Origin of the sequence: Cupriavidus malaysiensis (assembly GCF_001854325.1) — a bacterium.
GTDB classification, from domain to species: domain Bacteria; phylum Pseudomonadota; class Gammaproteobacteria; order Burkholderiales; family Burkholderiaceae; genus Cupriavidus; species Cupriavidus malaysiensis.
Genome location: NZ_CP017755.1, coordinates 450,815 through 465,506 on the forward strand (window position 1 = coordinate 450,815; position 14,692 = coordinate 465,506).

Annotated in this window: 13 protein-coding genes; 4 read left to right on the forward strand and 9 right to left on the reverse strand. The window is 66.3% G+C overall.

Annotation, left to right across the window (positions count from 1 at the left end; translation table 11 throughout):
• Nucleotides 1–60 precede the first annotated feature (60 nt).
• Nucleotides 61–612, forward strand: coding sequence for a type II RES/Xre toxin-antitoxin system antitoxin (gene parS, locus BKK80_RS21925; protein WP_071071232.1), 552 nt, complete (start codon nucleotides 61–63; stop codon nucleotides 610–612).
• Nucleotides 609–1,088, forward strand: coding sequence for an RES family NAD+ phosphorylase (locus BKK80_RS21930; protein ID WP_071071235.1), 480 nt, complete (start codon nucleotides 609–611; stop codon nucleotides 1,086–1,088). Before parS ends, BKK80_RS21930 begins: the two co-directional genes overlap by 4 nt.
• 159 nt (nucleotides 1,089–1,247) lie before the next feature.
• On the opposite strand, the gene BKK80_RS21935 is transcribed toward BKK80_RS21930, so the two are convergent.
• From BKK80_RS21935 to BKK80_RS21945, 3 genes are all read right to left on the reverse strand, one after another.
• Complete coding sequence (locus BKK80_RS21935; protein WP_071071237.1) at nucleotides 1,248–1,889, reverse strand: hypothetical protein; 642 nt, start codon at nucleotides 1,887–1,889, stop codon at nucleotides 1,248–1,250.
• 44 nt (nucleotides 1,890–1,933) lie between these two features.
• Complete coding sequence (locus BKK80_RS21940) at nucleotides 1,934–2,800, reverse strand: hypothetical protein (RefSeq protein ID WP_071071239.1); 867 nt, start codon at nucleotides 2,798–2,800, stop codon at nucleotides 1,934–1,936.
• Between the two features lie 474 nt (nucleotides 2,801–3,274).
• On the reverse strand, nucleotides 3,275–4,165 hold the full coding sequence (locus BKK80_RS21945; protein ID WP_071017041.1) for a LysR family transcriptional regulator: 891 nt from the start codon (nucleotides 4,163–4,165) through the stop codon (nucleotides 3,275–3,277).
• A 106-nt stretch (nucleotides 4,166–4,271) separates the two neighbouring features.
• On the opposite strand from BKK80_RS21945, the gene BKK80_RS21950 reads away from it, so the two are divergent.
• Together BKK80_RS21950 and BKK80_RS21955 are read left to right on the forward strand one after the other, a co-directional pair.
• Complete coding sequence (locus tag BKK80_RS21950) at nucleotides 4,272–5,267, forward strand: aldo/keto reductase (RefSeq protein WP_071071242.1); 996 nt, start codon at nucleotides 4,272–4,274, stop codon at nucleotides 5,265–5,267.
• 249 nt (nucleotides 5,268–5,516) lie between these two features.
• Nucleotides 5,517–6,425 (forward strand): alpha/beta fold hydrolase, encoded by a 909-nt coding sequence (locus BKK80_RS21955; protein WP_071071244.1) that lies wholly within the window; start codon nucleotides 5,517–5,519, stop codon nucleotides 6,423–6,425.
• 64 nt (nucleotides 6,426–6,489) lie between these two features.
• Here BKK80_RS21955 and BKK80_RS21960 read toward each other — a convergent pair whose 3' ends face one another.
• The 6 genes from BKK80_RS21960 to BKK80_RS21985 form a co-directional block, all read right to left on the reverse strand.
• Entirely contained in the window at nucleotides 6,490–7,623 is a 1,134-nt protein-coding gene (locus BKK80_RS21960) for a GGDEF domain-containing protein (RefSeq protein ID WP_071071245.1), read from the reverse strand.
• Nucleotides 7,624–7,693: 70 nt separating this feature from the next.
• On the reverse strand, nucleotides 7,694–8,968 hold the full coding sequence (locus BKK80_RS21965; RefSeq protein WP_071071248.1) for an anion transporter: 1,275 nt from the start codon (nucleotides 8,966–8,968) through the stop codon (nucleotides 7,694–7,696).
• A gap of 205 nt (nucleotides 8,969–9,173) precedes the next feature.
• Nucleotides 9,174–10,532, reverse strand: a complete 1,359-nt coding sequence (locus BKK80_RS21970; RefSeq protein ID WP_236903912.1) for an MFS transporter — start codon at nucleotides 10,530–10,532, stop codon at nucleotides 9,174–9,176.
• Between the two features lie 136 nt (nucleotides 10,533–10,668).
• Nucleotides 10,669–11,355 (reverse strand): hypothetical protein, encoded by a 687-nt coding sequence (locus BKK80_RS21975; RefSeq protein ID WP_071071250.1) that lies wholly within the window; start codon nucleotides 11,353–11,355, stop codon nucleotides 10,669–10,671.
• A 168-nt stretch (nucleotides 11,356–11,523) separates the two neighbouring features.
• On the reverse strand, nucleotides 11,524–12,873 hold the full coding sequence (locus BKK80_RS21980) for a sigma-54-dependent transcriptional regulator (RefSeq protein ID WP_071071252.1): 1,350 nt from the start codon (nucleotides 12,871–12,873) through the stop codon (nucleotides 11,524–11,526).
• Nucleotides 12,858–14,330, reverse strand: a complete 1,473-nt coding sequence (locus BKK80_RS21985) for a two-component system sensor histidine kinase NtrB (RefSeq protein ID WP_236903914.1) — start codon at nucleotides 14,328–14,330, stop codon at nucleotides 12,858–12,860. The genes BKK80_RS21980 and BKK80_RS21985 overlap by 16 nt, the downstream gene beginning before the upstream one ends.
• Nucleotides 14,331–14,692: the final 362 nt, after the last annotated feature.

The following is a 14,692-nucleotide window of genomic DNA, read 5'->3' on the forward strand; positions in this document are numbered from 1 at the left end:
CGCCCTTTCGAGCGGGAATTACCATTTGAGCTACAATCAATACTCATTTGGGAGTCCGCGATGCAAACCACCACCGAAGCCAAGCCACGCCGCACCCCGGCCACGCGCCGCGCGGCCCCCGCGCGCCACGCCGTCAAGCGCGGCACCAAACACAGCGAACTGCACGGCATCGAGGACTTCCGCGCCTTCTATGAAGCCTCGCAATCCACCGCCGGCACCCTGCGCGTGATCGCCCTGATCCGCGCCGGCATCCCCGCCAGCGAGATCGCCGTGCTGGCCGAACGCATGGGGCTGAGCAAGGACACCCTGATGCGCACCCTGCAACTGCCGCGCGCCACCGTCGACCGCAAGGCCAAGGCCGACGAACGGCTGTCGAGCGACCAGAGCGAGCGCGTGATCGGCATGGCCAAGCTGGTGGGCCAGGTCCAGGCGCTGGTCGAGCGCTCCGGCCAGCCGGCCGGCTTCAATGCCGCGCAGTGGGTCGCGCACTGGCTCGACCAGCCCGCCCCGGCCCTCGGCGGCGAACGGCCCGCGGACCTGATGGACACCGTCGCCGGCCAGCAGATCGTGGCCGACCTGCTCGCCAAGATGGAAAGCGGGGCCTACGCGTGAGGACGGCCTGGCGCATTGCCACCGACACCCCGACCTACACCGCCGACGACCCCAGCGGCACCGGCGCCAGGATCACCGGCGGCCGCTGGAACCGCAAAGGCACCCCGATGGTGTACGCGGCCTCGTCCATCGCGCTGGCCTGCCTGGAAACGCTGGTGCACATCGGCGCCGGCGGGCTGCCGCTGAACCGCTACCTGGTGCGCATCGATATCCCCGACGACGTCTGGGAAGCCGCCGGCCGCCTCACGGCCGCCACGGCGCCGATCGGCTGGGATGCCGTGCCGGCCGGCAAGGTCAGCCTGGATGCGGGCGAGGATTGGGTGGCCGCCGGCCGGTCCGCGCTGTTGCTGGTGCCTTCGATCGTGGTGCCGGAAGAGTGGAATGTGCTGGTGAATCCGGCGCATGCGGAGGCGGGGCGGCTGGGGTGGGGGAAGGTGAGGCGGTGGGTCTATGATGCGCGGTTTGGCGGGATGTGAGTCGTTGCCCGGCTGCGATATCGAAGGAAGGCGAGGCGCTCACGGTGGGCGGCTCGTTCCTTTTCAGATCGCCGCCAGGCGTTGAATTCAAGGCGTTGTGCCTGACGGCGCCGCCTGCCGGCGCGCAGCATCGGCGCGCCCCCGCGATGACCGGCGCGCTTATCGCGCGCTATCCGTCCTGCCGGCAGCGTTCGTCGCCCCGGCGGAATCCCCGGCCGGTACCGTTTCCAGGGCGCCTGCCGGCGCGGATTGCTGCGCTCCTGGTCCGGCCTTGGTAGCGGCAGCGGCGGCGGCCGTGAAGTCGAGGAATGCCCTGGCCTCCTTGTCACGCTGCGCAAGCCGTTCGATGCGCGCCAGTACCTGCGGGAGCCACTTGGGGCGGTATTCCTCCCGCATGCCGGACAGGTCTTCCGCACCGAAGTGATGCTTCTCCAGCAGCTTGCCCGCGCTCCGCCAGCGATCGGCCACGCGGAAGATGGCCTCGTCTGCCTTGCCGGGGCAGACCTTGCGGTTGATCAGGAAGGCCTGGCCCGCGATCTTGTCCGGGGCGGGCGGGTTGACGGTCTCGATGTCGCCGTACTTCTGCGTTTCCGGCCAATCGCGGGCGAACGGCACCATCAGCCCGAGAAACCTGCACTGGCTGTCATCCCGCCACCATTCCCTGTGCAGGCTGATGGCCGTAGCCGTGTCGAGCGTGTCCTGGTCGGCATGGATGAAATCCGCGTCGGCATAAAGCGTGATATTGGACGCCACTACGCCAACGAGGAATACTCCGTTCAAGATGTTGAGCACATCCAACATGGTCTTCTCCGTATTCGATTGAGCTTGAGGCCGGGGCTGCCGCCTCAGAACACGATCGAGTTGATGTAATGCATGGCGGCGATGGGCTCGACTTCTCCCGGCTTGATGCCGTCCATGGCGGGCAGCAGCTTGTTGTCCGCCTCGGTGGCCGGTTCGATGCGCGGGCGGACGTCTTCCACGCCGAGCATGCCGTCCACCGTGGCGCCCGCGGCCATCACCGCACCGCCGACGCCCGTGCTGAGATGGTTCGTGACCGAGAGGTAGGTCGGCTTTACGCCCATCCCCAGCGTGAAGGCAAGTTCGGTGGCCAGCCGTGCGCCGATCTCGTGAGCGAGTTCGTACGAGCTGACGGACACGCCGACACCGGACTTCTTGCCAAGCGAGACCAGCTTGCCTTCGAGCAGGAACGACACGCCGAATACATCGGCACCGTAGGGGAGCTTGCGCATCAGGAAGGGGCGCGTGTTGTACCAGCGGACCTGGACAATCATCTCGCCGCGTTCCTTGAAGGACCTGCCATTGCCCCGGTAGCCCTTGATGAACTCTGCCACGGCGCGCGCGTAGTCCTTGCCCTCGCAGCCCTGGGCGCAGGGCAGAACCTTCAGCTTCGGCAGGTAGCCGACGAACTCCGACGCGTTGCCCGGTGCCTTGCCGCTCTCCGACATGCCGCGCAGCAGGTCCTCGTTGACCACCTGCGGCATGTTTTCGCTGGGGCGGAACAGCGCTGGCTTCAACGCTGCCTTGGCCAGGTAAGCCTGCTTGAGCGGATCCTTTTCGGTGGTCACGCCTTCTGGCAGATTGGCTTCCGCCGTGGCGGGAGCCGCTGCCACATTCACCTCTTTCGGCGCTTCTTGTGCCACTGCGCTCAGGCCCGCCAAGCCCAGCAGCAGGCTGCTTGCATACCGTTTCATCCCTGTGATGTCCTCATCTGCGCCTCGAACGGCGCTATCGTCTTCGACGTGGAACCCGCCGCGCGGCAGATGCTGCGTGCCGTGGCAGAGTTCCGCTCGTCGCGTTTAACGGCGATAGCGCCGGAAGGCTTTAGCGGGATGGAAGAGCGGGGCGCATGCCGGATTCCAGGTCGCCGAATCCGCTGGCGACCTGGCTACGCTACCGCGTCCTGAGCGAGCTCCACCGCGTAGATGCCGCGCTTGGCCACGCATGGGACCGGCGGGTCGATCGCTCGCACATTCGCCAGCTCCCAGCACACGTAGCCGGCACTCCATTGCTTGCCTTGGGCGCGGGCTATCTCGGGCGTCCAATCGTGTACGCCTACGATATCGACCACGGCGAGGGCGATGCCGTTCGGGTCTTCTTGTCCGTCCTGGCGCGGATGGAGCGATGCGTTTCTGCCAGCGGTCCGCGTTCCGTTCGAAAGGACTCTGCTATGCGCGATAGCGAAAGAACTCGATGAAGGCCCGCAACGCCGGTCGCATCTGTCGCCGGGAAGGGTAGTAGATGTGAAAGCCATCGAAGAACGGGCACCAATCCTCCATGACTGCAATCAGGCGACCCTCGCGAACGTCGATCGAGACCGATTCCTCAAAGAGGAAAGCCAATCCAAGACCGTCCAACGCCGCCTGCCGCATCAGGGCCTGCTGTGGAAGGATCAGGTTTCCCTTCACCTCCACACTGATTGCGTGCCCGTCGCGCTCCAATTCCCAACGGTATACGCGTCCGCTCTCGAACCGGCGACGGATGCAGTTGTGTGCCGCAAGGTCGCGGGGATGTGCTGGCTTGGGATGCTTGGCGAAATAGGCCGGCGCGGCGACGATGAGGCCGCGCCGGGGCCCGCCCGCGCGCACGGCAATCATGTCGGCCTCCAGGCTTTCCCCGAGCCTGATGCCGGCGTCGCAACCGCTTTCGACGATATCCTCAAAAATGTCCGAGGCACGGACATCCAGTTCGATCATGGGATAGAGCGCAGTGAACTCCGGCAGGCGGCGCATGACGAGTTCGTCGGCCGCGAAAAGCGGCATGGTGATCCGCAAGGGGCCGGAGGGCGCGGCCGCGCCTTCGACCACTTCTGTCAATCCGGTCTCGATCTCGGCAAGCGGCGCGGTTACCCGGCTGAGCAGACGCGCCCCTTCCTCGGTGGGGCGCGTTGAGCGCGTGGTTCGCGCCAGGAGTCGCAAACCGAGGCTGTCTTCCAGTGTAGAGACCGCATGACTGACTGCCGAGGGCGCGATGCCGAGCCGATCGGCCGCAGCGCGAAAACTGCCCGTCTCGGCCACGGTCACGAAAACCACGAGTTGGGAAAGCTGTGTTCGATCCATTGATCGAAATATTAGATTAAGCCAATCTCTATTACAGCACTTATCATCGTTGTTCGCCTCATTTAACCTGCGTTCATCACAAACCCAATGCAAACAGGAACGCCTTATGGAGCATCGCAAGCTCGGAAAAATTGAGGTCTCGGCCATTGGCCTGGGCTGCATGGGGCTGAGCCAGGCCTATGGTGTGCAAGATGAGGCGGCTTCGATCCGGACGCTACATCGGGCGATCGATCTCGGCGTCACCTCGTTCGATACCGCTGAGGTCTACGGCCCGTACCGCAACGAAATCCTTTTGGGCAAGGCGCTCAAGACTTATCGCGAGCGGGTGGTCATCGCGACGAAGTTCGGCTTCACCTACAGCCGCGATCGAACCGATTTCGGCGAGATCACGGGAACGGATGGCAGGCCTGAGAACGCCAAGGCTGTAGCCGAGGCCTCGCTGAAGCGGCTTCAGACCGATGTGATCGATCTGTATTACCTGCACCGCGTGGATCCAGCGGTGCCGATAGAGGATAGCGTCGGCGCGATGGCCGATCTCGTGACAGAGGGCAAGGTGCGCATGATCGGCCTTTCCGAAGTCTCTGCCGAGACGCTGCGCCGCGCTCATGCCATCCATCCGATCGCTGCCCTGCAGAGCGAATACTCTCTCTGGACCCGTGATGTCGAAACGAACGGCGTTCTTGAGGTCTGCCGAGAGCTAGGTATCACCTTCGTCCCGTTCAGCCCGTTGGGGCGCGGCTTCCTGACCGGCAAAGTGCCCGCCGCAGCCGAACTGGAGCCGGGAGATCTCAGACACAGCCTGCCGCGCTTCCAGCCTGGCCACATCGAGGCGAACCGGCGACTGGTCACGGTGATCGAGGAAATCGCAGCGGCAAAGGGGGCAAGCGCTGCGCAAGTCGCCCTCGCCTGGGTGCTGGCACAGGGGAACGATATCGTGCCTATTCCAGGTGCGAAGCGCATCGCGCATCTGGAGCAGAATGCCGCGGCTGTCGATCTCGCTCTGACCGCGGGGGAGTGCGCGCAGTTGGAGGCGACATTTACTCCCGAGAACATCTCGGGTGGCCGGTACCCCGACGTGTTCGAGGCGATGGCGCAGAAATAAGCCACGGTCGAGCGTCGGCGGGCGCACGAGAAGGCCACTTCCAAGGTCGCGGTGAGCCGGTCGGCCAGGGAATCACCCGGCTCCCGCGAGTTTTTCCAAGAGCTCGATGCAGGAGCGGAAGAAATCGTGCTTGCGCCACGCGCGGCTTGCACTACGCTTTAGCAGGTTCGCGCCACGCACTTTCTGCGTCCCCTCCAGAGGGCCGCTTCCTGATCGACCCTGGCCACTGCGCCCCGAGAGAAAAAGACCATGCGAAAACTGTTTGCCGCCGTCGTCCTCTTGCTTGCCATCACCCAGCCTGCGCAAGCCCAGGTGAAGCCGTATCCGCCAGGATTCCGTCACCAGAATATCCAGACCGACGGGGCTACCCTGTTTGTGCGCGTCGGCGGCAGCGGGCCGGCGGTGGTATTGCTGCACGGCTTCGGCGATACCGGCGATATGTGGGCACCCCTGGCCGCCGAATTGGCTCGCACGCATACCGTGGTGGTTCCGGATCTGCGCGGCATGGGACTGTCATCACACCCCGAAGGCGGCTATGACAAGCGCACACAGGCGGCCGACATCCGCTCGGTGCTGACGCAATTGAAAATCGACCAGTCCGATGTGGTCGGCCACGACATCGGCACCATGGTGGCCTATGCCTATGCGGCGCGCTATCCGGACAAGACGACGCGCCTGATCGTGATGGACGCTCCGGTGCCGGGGGTGCCGCCGTGGGAACAGATCGTCCGCATGCCCGCCCTCTGGCATTTCTCTTTCGGCGGCCCGGATGCGGAGCGGCTGGTGAAAGGCCGGGAGCGGATCTACCTGGACAGGTTCTGGAATGAATTCGCAGGGGATGCCTCGAAGATCGACGAGGCGACGCGGGTTCACTATGCCCGGATCTATGCGAAGCCGGGCGCCATGCATTCTGCCTTTGCGCAATTCTTGTCGATTCCGCAGGACGCCGAGGATAATCAGAAATCGCTGGCCACCAAGCTGCCCATGCCGGTGCTGGCAATCGGCGGTGAAAAGTCCTTTGGCCAGAACGAGGCGATCGTCATGCGCAATGCCGCCAGCAATGTGCAGGAACTGGTGATTCCCGATGCCGGCCATTGGCTGATGGAGGAGCAGCCGCACGCCACGGTGGGCGCGGTGGTGAAGTTCCTCGCGCCATAGTGCCAGGCCTGGTGTTTCGATGCCACACCGGACGCCACCTTATGTCACCTGACTGCGGCGGGATCTACACGACGCTCGTCTTCACAAGGTTGCGCCCGGCGCCCTTCGCCGCATAACAAGCCGTGTCCGCCGTCTGTATCCAGGCATCCCAGGTGCCGCCTTTCTGGCCGCTCCAGGCCACACCGATACTGACGGTGACACTGATGCGCGCGCCATCGATGACAACCGACATGGTTTCGATTCGATGGCGCAGCCGCTCGGCGACCGCCCTGGCGCCTTGCGCATCGACATTCGGAAGAAAGAGCACGAACTCCTCGCCGCCGAATCGCGCCAGGACATCTCCCTCCCGCAGCGCATCCCGGACCGCTCTGGCAACCGACCCCAGCACATGGTCACCCACAGGATGGCCAAACCTGTCGTTGATCTGCTTGAAGTGATCCACGTCCAGGATCGCCAGAGCGCTGTTTGCCAGCGGTGCTGCGGGAAGGCGCGCGAGGAACCACCGGCGGTTGCCGACGCCGGTCAGCGCATCGGTGTCGGCTGCCAGTTGAAGGCCCGCCTCGCGCCGCTCCCGCACCAGTGTCACCACCAGCAGCGCAATCCAGAAATTGACGAAAATCTGAAGAAAAAAAGCCGTGGCAAAGTCAAATGCCGATGGAATATCGAAAACGATGCAGACGAGGCGCACCGCATAGATCAGCGCACTCACCAGCAGGCACGCAGCCAGCGGACGGCGCGCAGGCAGGGGCTCGTTATGCCGGTCCAGCCATATCTCGACTGCCGAAGCCGCCAGGAATGTCACTGCGGTCAGGTGAAAGACGCTTGCCCGTCGAGCATCGACGAGCGGGAATCCTGAGACGATGCCAAGGGCGAACCATGCCGCCGGCACGAGTATGACAATCCAGTAAAGGCTGCGGCGGCGGCCGCTCAGGCGCCGCATGCCGTCCCAGAGCAGCGGATAGGCGACCGTGCCCAGGACCAGGCTCAAATGCGTCCACAGCCAGAGCGGTAATGCGGCACGTTCTCCGAATGCGGCCAGTACTGCACCGATTGCCAAGGTAATCAAGGCAATGGCGAGGCGCCCTAAGCCGATGCGCCGGGCGGTACGCTTGCGGCTATGCAGGATTGCCGCAGCGCCTGCCATCAACGAGGTAATGTGCAGGAGAATAATGGTGCCCAGATCCAAAGTCAGGTGCATACGGCCCCTTCGGTTGCCAATACACGAATTATCGAAGAAGCATTTTCCAGGACGATGACCTGCGGCGCGATCAGGAAGTGAGAAAGCTTACCCGTACCGTCAGGTAGAGCGCGGAGATCGCCAGCGTCGCGAGCGTGACTGGAATACCAATCCTGGCATGACGACGCCAATCGATGCGGACGTTCCGCCTGGCCGCGGCATCCACCACGATGATGTTCGAGATACTGCCGGCGATCAGCAGATTGCCCGACAGCGAGCTCACCAGTGCCAGCAGCGGCCCGGCCATCTCGTGGTGTGCCAACGGCAGCAGCAACATGACAGCCGGCACGTTGGAGACAAGGTTCGACAGCACAAAGGTTGCCCCGAACAGCGGGGCCAGCTGGTCGAGATGCAGCCCTGCACGCGCGAGATCGCCGATGACTTGTGACGCCACGCCGGACTGCTGAATGGCATGGTTGACGACGAAGAGCGCCATGAACAGGACCAGGAGTTCCCAGTCCACCAGGCCGAGCGTTCGCGTGGAGTGCATCTTCCTGCTCAGGAGCAGCACGCCTGCGCCGATCAGTGCCACTTGCTCGCGCGGCCATGGGCCAACCAGGAAGGCGATCAACAGCACCGCGGCAACCATCAGGCCCTTCGCCGTCTGCCAGCGATCGAGCGGCACGCCGTTGCCGCGATCGGCCGCACCATCGGCCACACCATCGGACGTTCCCGCCGGGGTGGCGGGCGCCGGCGCGGCCCCCTCCCATCGGCCTCTCACCTGCCAGGTGATCAGCGCCCACGCGGCAAGCAGGCCAAGGCCCACCGGGATCGCCGCCTCGGCGATATAGCCGAAGAACGGCAGGCGCAGGGTCTGTCCGATCAGCATGTTCTGCGGGTTGCCGATCAAGGTGGCCGCGGAGCCGATATTGGCCGAGCAGGCCAGGCCCAGGAGATAGGGCACCGGATCCAGGCGCCGTCGCTGACAGGCTTCGATCAGCACCGGCGTCACGGCCAGGCAAACGATATCGTTGCTGAATACCGCTGATAGTGCCGCGACACCGAGCATCAGCGCCGCGAGCAGACCGGCCGGCCGATAAGACCACGCAGCGAACCGCTGTGTGGCCCAGTCGTAGAAGCCGCCGAGGCGCATCTGCGCGGACACCACCATGAAGGAGAACAGCAAAATGATGGTCGGCAGGTGAATGGAGCCTGCTGCGGCCTCCAGGGGCACTGCGTCAACGCCGATCAAGGCAATCGCGCCAAGCAATGCCACGCCCGTCCGATCCAGTTGAAAGAACGGCAGCCCGCCGAGAATCATCCCCAGGTAGACAAGCAGAAAGATTCCTACGATGGTGGCAGTCATTTGGCAATGCGCATCATGCTTCCGGGGGTAATCGCAGCAGAGGCTATCGCGATTCCAAGACACTGGCAACCGCCCCAGATTCCGTCGGTACGGCGAGGCTGATTGGCAAGCCAGCGCCGCCTGGCAACCCGCCCGAAGCCGGATCCGGCTCGTCGTGCCACCGGCACGCCAAGACGAAGTCTGTCAGTACCACGCTGGACTCCGGTCATGGTGATCCCGATGGGCAAGCCGTCGTTCTTGCGGCTTCGGTTCGCTCCGGCTTTCCCTCGAATGTCCCGATCAGCGCATCCCCGTGCCCGGCGAGCGGAGCGCCTGCCGAGCCGGGCGGATGCATTCGGGAGAGAAGGCCGAAGCGACAGGTCAGTAGTCCGATCGCGGCAACGATGCCCAAGGCGACGAACGCCACGCTATAGCCGAAGCGATGCGCGATCCAGCCGGCCAGCGCGGGACTCATGGCTGCCCCCGCGCCTTGGATCGCCATCACCGCGCCAAGTCCTGCATTGACGTGTCCAGTACCCCGCAGCAGGCAGGCGACGAGTCCAGGCAAGGCGACGCCCAGCAGGCCCGCGCCGATTCCGTCGAGGACCTGCACCGGAATCAATGCCCATGGCGACTCCCAGCAAGCGGCGACCAGCCCGCGCAAGGGCAGGGCCGACAGGGCGGCGATGATCAGGGCCCGGTACCCGTGCCGGCCGGCGTGCCGTCCGGCCCAAAGCGCCGCGGGAATCATGACCAACTGTGCCACGATGACGATCGATGCCGTGAAGGCGCTGGGGTCCCCCAGTCCGCGCGTGACGATCGACTGCGCAAACAGGGGCAGCATCGCGGCATTGCCCAGATGGAACAGCAGCATGGTGATCGCGAGCAGGCCCAGCTCGCGCGAATCCGTCAGCACCCGCAGGATGGACGGCGCAGGGCTGCGTCCTTGCTCCGGCTGCTCCGGCTGCCTGGATGCGGGGCCACCGCCACGGGCCCGCTCATGATCGATGTCCTGTGGATGGATCCTCCACAAGCAGGCAAGCGCGGCGCATCCCATCAGGGCCATCAAGGCGAACACGGCTGACAGCCCCCAGCGGTAGCCGGCCAGCCCGGCCAATGCCGCCGCAACCACGTTGCCGGCATGGTTCCAGGCCTCGTTGGTGCCGAGTTGCCGGGACACGTCCCTCTGCTCGACGATGCCCAAGGTGATGCCCATGACGCCGGCACCCATCAACGCGCCGAACGCACCGGACACCACCTGGGAGGCGATGGCGACGCCGAACGACGGCACCCTCCACAGCGCCGCCGTGGCGAGCATGAGCGCGATGGTGCTGCCTGCCAGCAGCGTCCGCTTGCGGCGCGACGTGTCGACCCATGCGCCCATCGGCGTGATCGCCAGCATGCCGGCGACGCCGCCGGCGGCCATCACGTAGCCGATGTCATCGGCGCGCCAGCCATGGCTGGCCAGCAGCACGCCGAGGAAGGGCCCCAGGCCGTCGCGGACGTCGGCCAGGAAGAAGTTCAGGCCGGACAGCCAGCTGCGCGAACTGGTGTGCGCCGTGGGGAGGGTTGGTGTTGCCATCATCGGTTCTTAGTTCAGCGGTCCTTTGAGCACGAAGAAGGCGCACAGGCAGATGAAGCCGAAGCCCGATCGGCGGGAACGCTGCGCCGGGCCGGAGCGGGCATCCGCCGCGCCGGCCCGGGACACTGGGGGCTTGTGCTTACGGCACGCGGTCGTAGAGCGGCTGCAGGGCGGACAGGGTGGTGCCCATGCTGACGGCCTCCAGTGAGGTGCCGAACGCATTGCGCGTGCCCAGTCCGGAGGCCGCGAACGGCGCGCCCGCCTGCACGGAAAGGCGCAGGCTCTCAGGCGGGAAGCGCACGATGGTGCCGTCGCTCAGGATGACGCCGTTGGCTTCGCCCCGCGGACCGGTGAGGACGGTCTCGACGCGGCCTTCCGCCTGCAGGGGCTGCAGGCGCTGGGCGCGCAGGTGCGGCGGCAGGACGCGGCCTTCGCCTGCCGGCGGCGGCTGGTCATACACGGTGCGCCCGTTGCCGGCGTGGACGATGGCGTCAGCCCTGACCGTGCCCCGCGCTTCGGCTCGTCCGATGACGCGGACAGTGTCCCCGACCTTGACCGTGGCCGTGAGTGCATCGGCCATATGCGGCGGAAACTTGGCGATCGTTCCGTCGCTCAGGCGCAGTCCGTCGACCTCGCCGTAGGGATTGGTGAGCATCCGCTGGACCTGGCCTTCCACCGCGTACTGGCCGATCAGGCCAGGGGCATCCAGCCGCTGAGGCGGTGCCGGCGGCAGATGGGGGGCGGGGCCGGGCGGCATGGCATGCGCGGGCAGACTGCACAGGCCGAACACAAGCGCCGCGGACATGGCGAGGAAACGCGTAGACATGGAGAAACTCCTTGGGTTGGGATAAACGCCACAAGCTGTGGCGCAAGCACCATGCCAACCAGGAGTTGCAATGAAATCAAGGGTTTGCGCGGAAGCCACGGGACGGACTGTCCGCTGCGGTGACGCCAGGGTGTCACCGCAGCGGACACCGGTTTCGCTACGGCAGGCTCAATCGAGGTCGAACTCGGCCAGCTTGCGGTAAAGCTGCTGGCGGGACAGGCCGAGTCGCCGCGCCGCCTCCGCGCGGTTGCCGGCCGTCGCCGCCAGGGCGCGCACGATCATTTCGCGTTCCACGCGGGCGACGGCCAGTGCCATCGGGCCGTCCCAGTCAATGTCCAGGCCCGGGGCCGGCGCGGCCGCCGCCTGCAAGCCGATGTGTTCGACCTCGATCACGGATCCGTGGCTGAGGATGGCCGCACGTTCCATGGCATTGCGCAGCTCGCGCACATTGCCGGGCCAGGAGTGGGCCAGCAGCAGCCGGGCCGCCGCCGCGCTCAGCCGCTTGGGCGGGTCGCCGCCCAGCAGGCGCAGGAAATGCTCGGCCAACAGCAGCACGTCGCCCAGGCGTTCACGCAGCGGTGGCAGCCACAGTGGCACCACCTGCAGGCGGTACCACAGGTCTTCCCGGAAGCGCCCCGCCTTGACCGCGGCGGGCAGGTCGAGGTGTGTGGCGGCGACGATGCGCACGTCCACGGGCTGGACGCGGCTGGCGCCGAGGGGGGTGATCTCGCGCTCCTGCAGCACCCGCAGGATCTTCGCCTGCGTGGACAGCGGCATGTCGCCGATCTCATCGAGGAACAGGGTGCCGCCATCGGCCTCGCGAAAGCGCCCGATGCGTTCATGGACGGCACCGGTGAATGCCCCTTTGACATGGCCGAACAGCTCGCTTTCCATCAGCTCGGCCGGGATCGCGGCGCAGTTCACCGCGACGAAGGGCCCGGCAGCTCTGCCGCTGTTGCGGTGCAGGGCGCGCGCCACCAGTTCCTTGCCCGTCCCCGTCTCGCCGAGGACCAGCACCGTGGCGTCGCTGCCCGCGGCCAGGCCGATGCGCTTGAAGACCTGGCGCATGGCCTCGCTGCTGCTGACCAGTTCGGTGCCATCGACGGGCTCTCTGGCGCCAGGCGCCGCGGTGGCCGCCTGCTGCCGGTCAGGGGTATCGGCGTCCCGCCGCAGGGCGCGCTCCAGCGTTTCGACCAGGGCGGCCCTGGCCACGGGCTTGGTCAGGTGGTCGAACGCGCCCAGGCGCATCGCCTCGATGGTGTTGCCGCCGCTCGCATAGGCGGTGAGCATGATGCAGGGCACCGGCGAGATGCCAGCCGCGCGGCGCAGGAAGGCCAGGCCATCCTCCCCCGGCAGCCGCAGGTCGACGATGGCCGCATCCACGTTCTCGGTGCGCAGCCTGTGCAGGCCCGCATCGGTGGCCTCGGCCTGCAGCACCACATGTCCCAGGTCCTGCAGCATTTCCGCAAGGCTGCCGCGGAACGCGGCGTCATCGTCGACGATCAGGATCTTGGCCATGGCAGCTCCATCTCGATGCGCGTTCCCTTGGCCGACTCGGCGAGAGCGACCCGCCCGCCGTGGCCCTGCACGATCTCGCGCACCAGCGCCAGTCCCAGGCCGGTGCCTCCCGCGCGGGCGGTGGCGAACGGCTCGAACAGCGTATCGCGCAAGTCGTCCGGAATGCCGGAGCCATCGTCCGCCACCCACAACAGCAATGCGCCACCGCGTGGGCCGCGCGGACCGCATGCACCGCGCGCACCGCGCGCACCGAGTTCGATCTCGCCGCCTTCTCCCGTGTGCGCCATCGCATTGAGCAGCAGGTTGTCATAGACCCGCGCCATCTGCGCCGGGTCGAACAGCGCCAGCCCCCGCGCGCTGGCGGCCAGCTCCGGCGCAACCGCCAGCGTGATCCGAATGCCAAGCCTTTGCGCGGTTTCGGCATGGGCATTGCGCCGTTCTTCCAGCCACGCTGCCAGGTCGACGACCTGGCGCTCCGCGCGGAACGGCTGCGTCAACGCCAGCAGGCTCGATACCAGCGTCTCGAGGCGCGCCGTCTGTGCCAGCACGGCCTCCAGCGCGCCGGCCACACGGGCCTCGCGCAGGTCGGCCGGCGCCGCCATCGCGTTCTCCACCTTCATGCGCATCGTGCCGAGAGGGTTGCGGATCTCGTGCGCGAGCCCGGCGGACACCCGTCCCAGCGTGGCCAGGCGTTCGGACTGGGCCAGCTGCTGCTGCAGATGGGCCGACTGGCGCTGCCACCGCGAAATCATCCAGCCCAGCCAGGCGCCGGAGACCGCGACCAGCGCCAGCAGCAGGCTCACCGCAAGGGTCAAGGTGTTGACCGTTTCCGCGGCCAGCAGCGGCACGCGCATCAGGGTCCAGGCGATCAGGCGCCCGCCATCCCCGCCATCCCCGCCAACCGCTTCCACCGGGCAAGCGGCGAACGCCACGGCCTCGCGCAAGCCTGGCCGGACGTCGGTCACGAGGCCCGCGGAATCCTGCGCGCGCTGGGCCGTGGAGCCAATGCGCTCCAGCTCGGCGCTCGGCGGATCGCGCTTGATGCCCGTGCCGTCGTAGGTCGGGAAGGCATAGGCCACCACACCCGCATCCGCGCGCCAGAAGCCGCCTTCCATGCCCGGCTGGTCGCGCAGCGCCAGATCGAGCACCGCCTGCGCGGCGGCGGGGACCATGGATCGGCGCCGATCGCCCGCAGACGGAAGTTGCTGGCGAACGCGTGCCGCGCCCGCTTGCAGCGCCTGGCAACTGGTCGAGGTAAGTTGGCGCGCATGCGCAATCTGGGGGCCGGCGCCTTGGCGGCTCAAGAGCAGCAGCAACCACCCCAGCACAAGAGCGGCCGCAGCGATGGAAAGCCACAGGATCAGCAGATCGCGTCGGACGGATGGTTGCAGCGACAGGTCAGGTTTCCTTTTGCAGTGAGATACCGATTGGTCAATCGGTGAGCGTTCCGATGGCAACCAGCGATGGCACCCAGAACCTTGCCAGAAGGGGCATTGCCGCGCAAGGAAATGGTCGGTTGGCCTGCCTGCCTGCCTGCCGGTCGCGAGCGGGGCGCCGGTTCCTGCGCAGAGGCAACGACGGGATCATCCGGGCGACCTGGGCTGGTTCCAGCTGGCTGCATTAGGGCGGATCTGAAACCCATTGCGTGGAATCCCAAACTACCAGGAGCTGGCGTGAACTAGCATGGCCGGCGTCCATTGGAATGCTGCTGAGTGGGAAGAAGCAGGCTGTGCGCGCAAGGCGGTTGCCGACGGATTTCCGGAACGTGGGTTGGCGGCATGCTCTGCCGCGATCAACCCAAGATTGGCCGTGTTGGCAA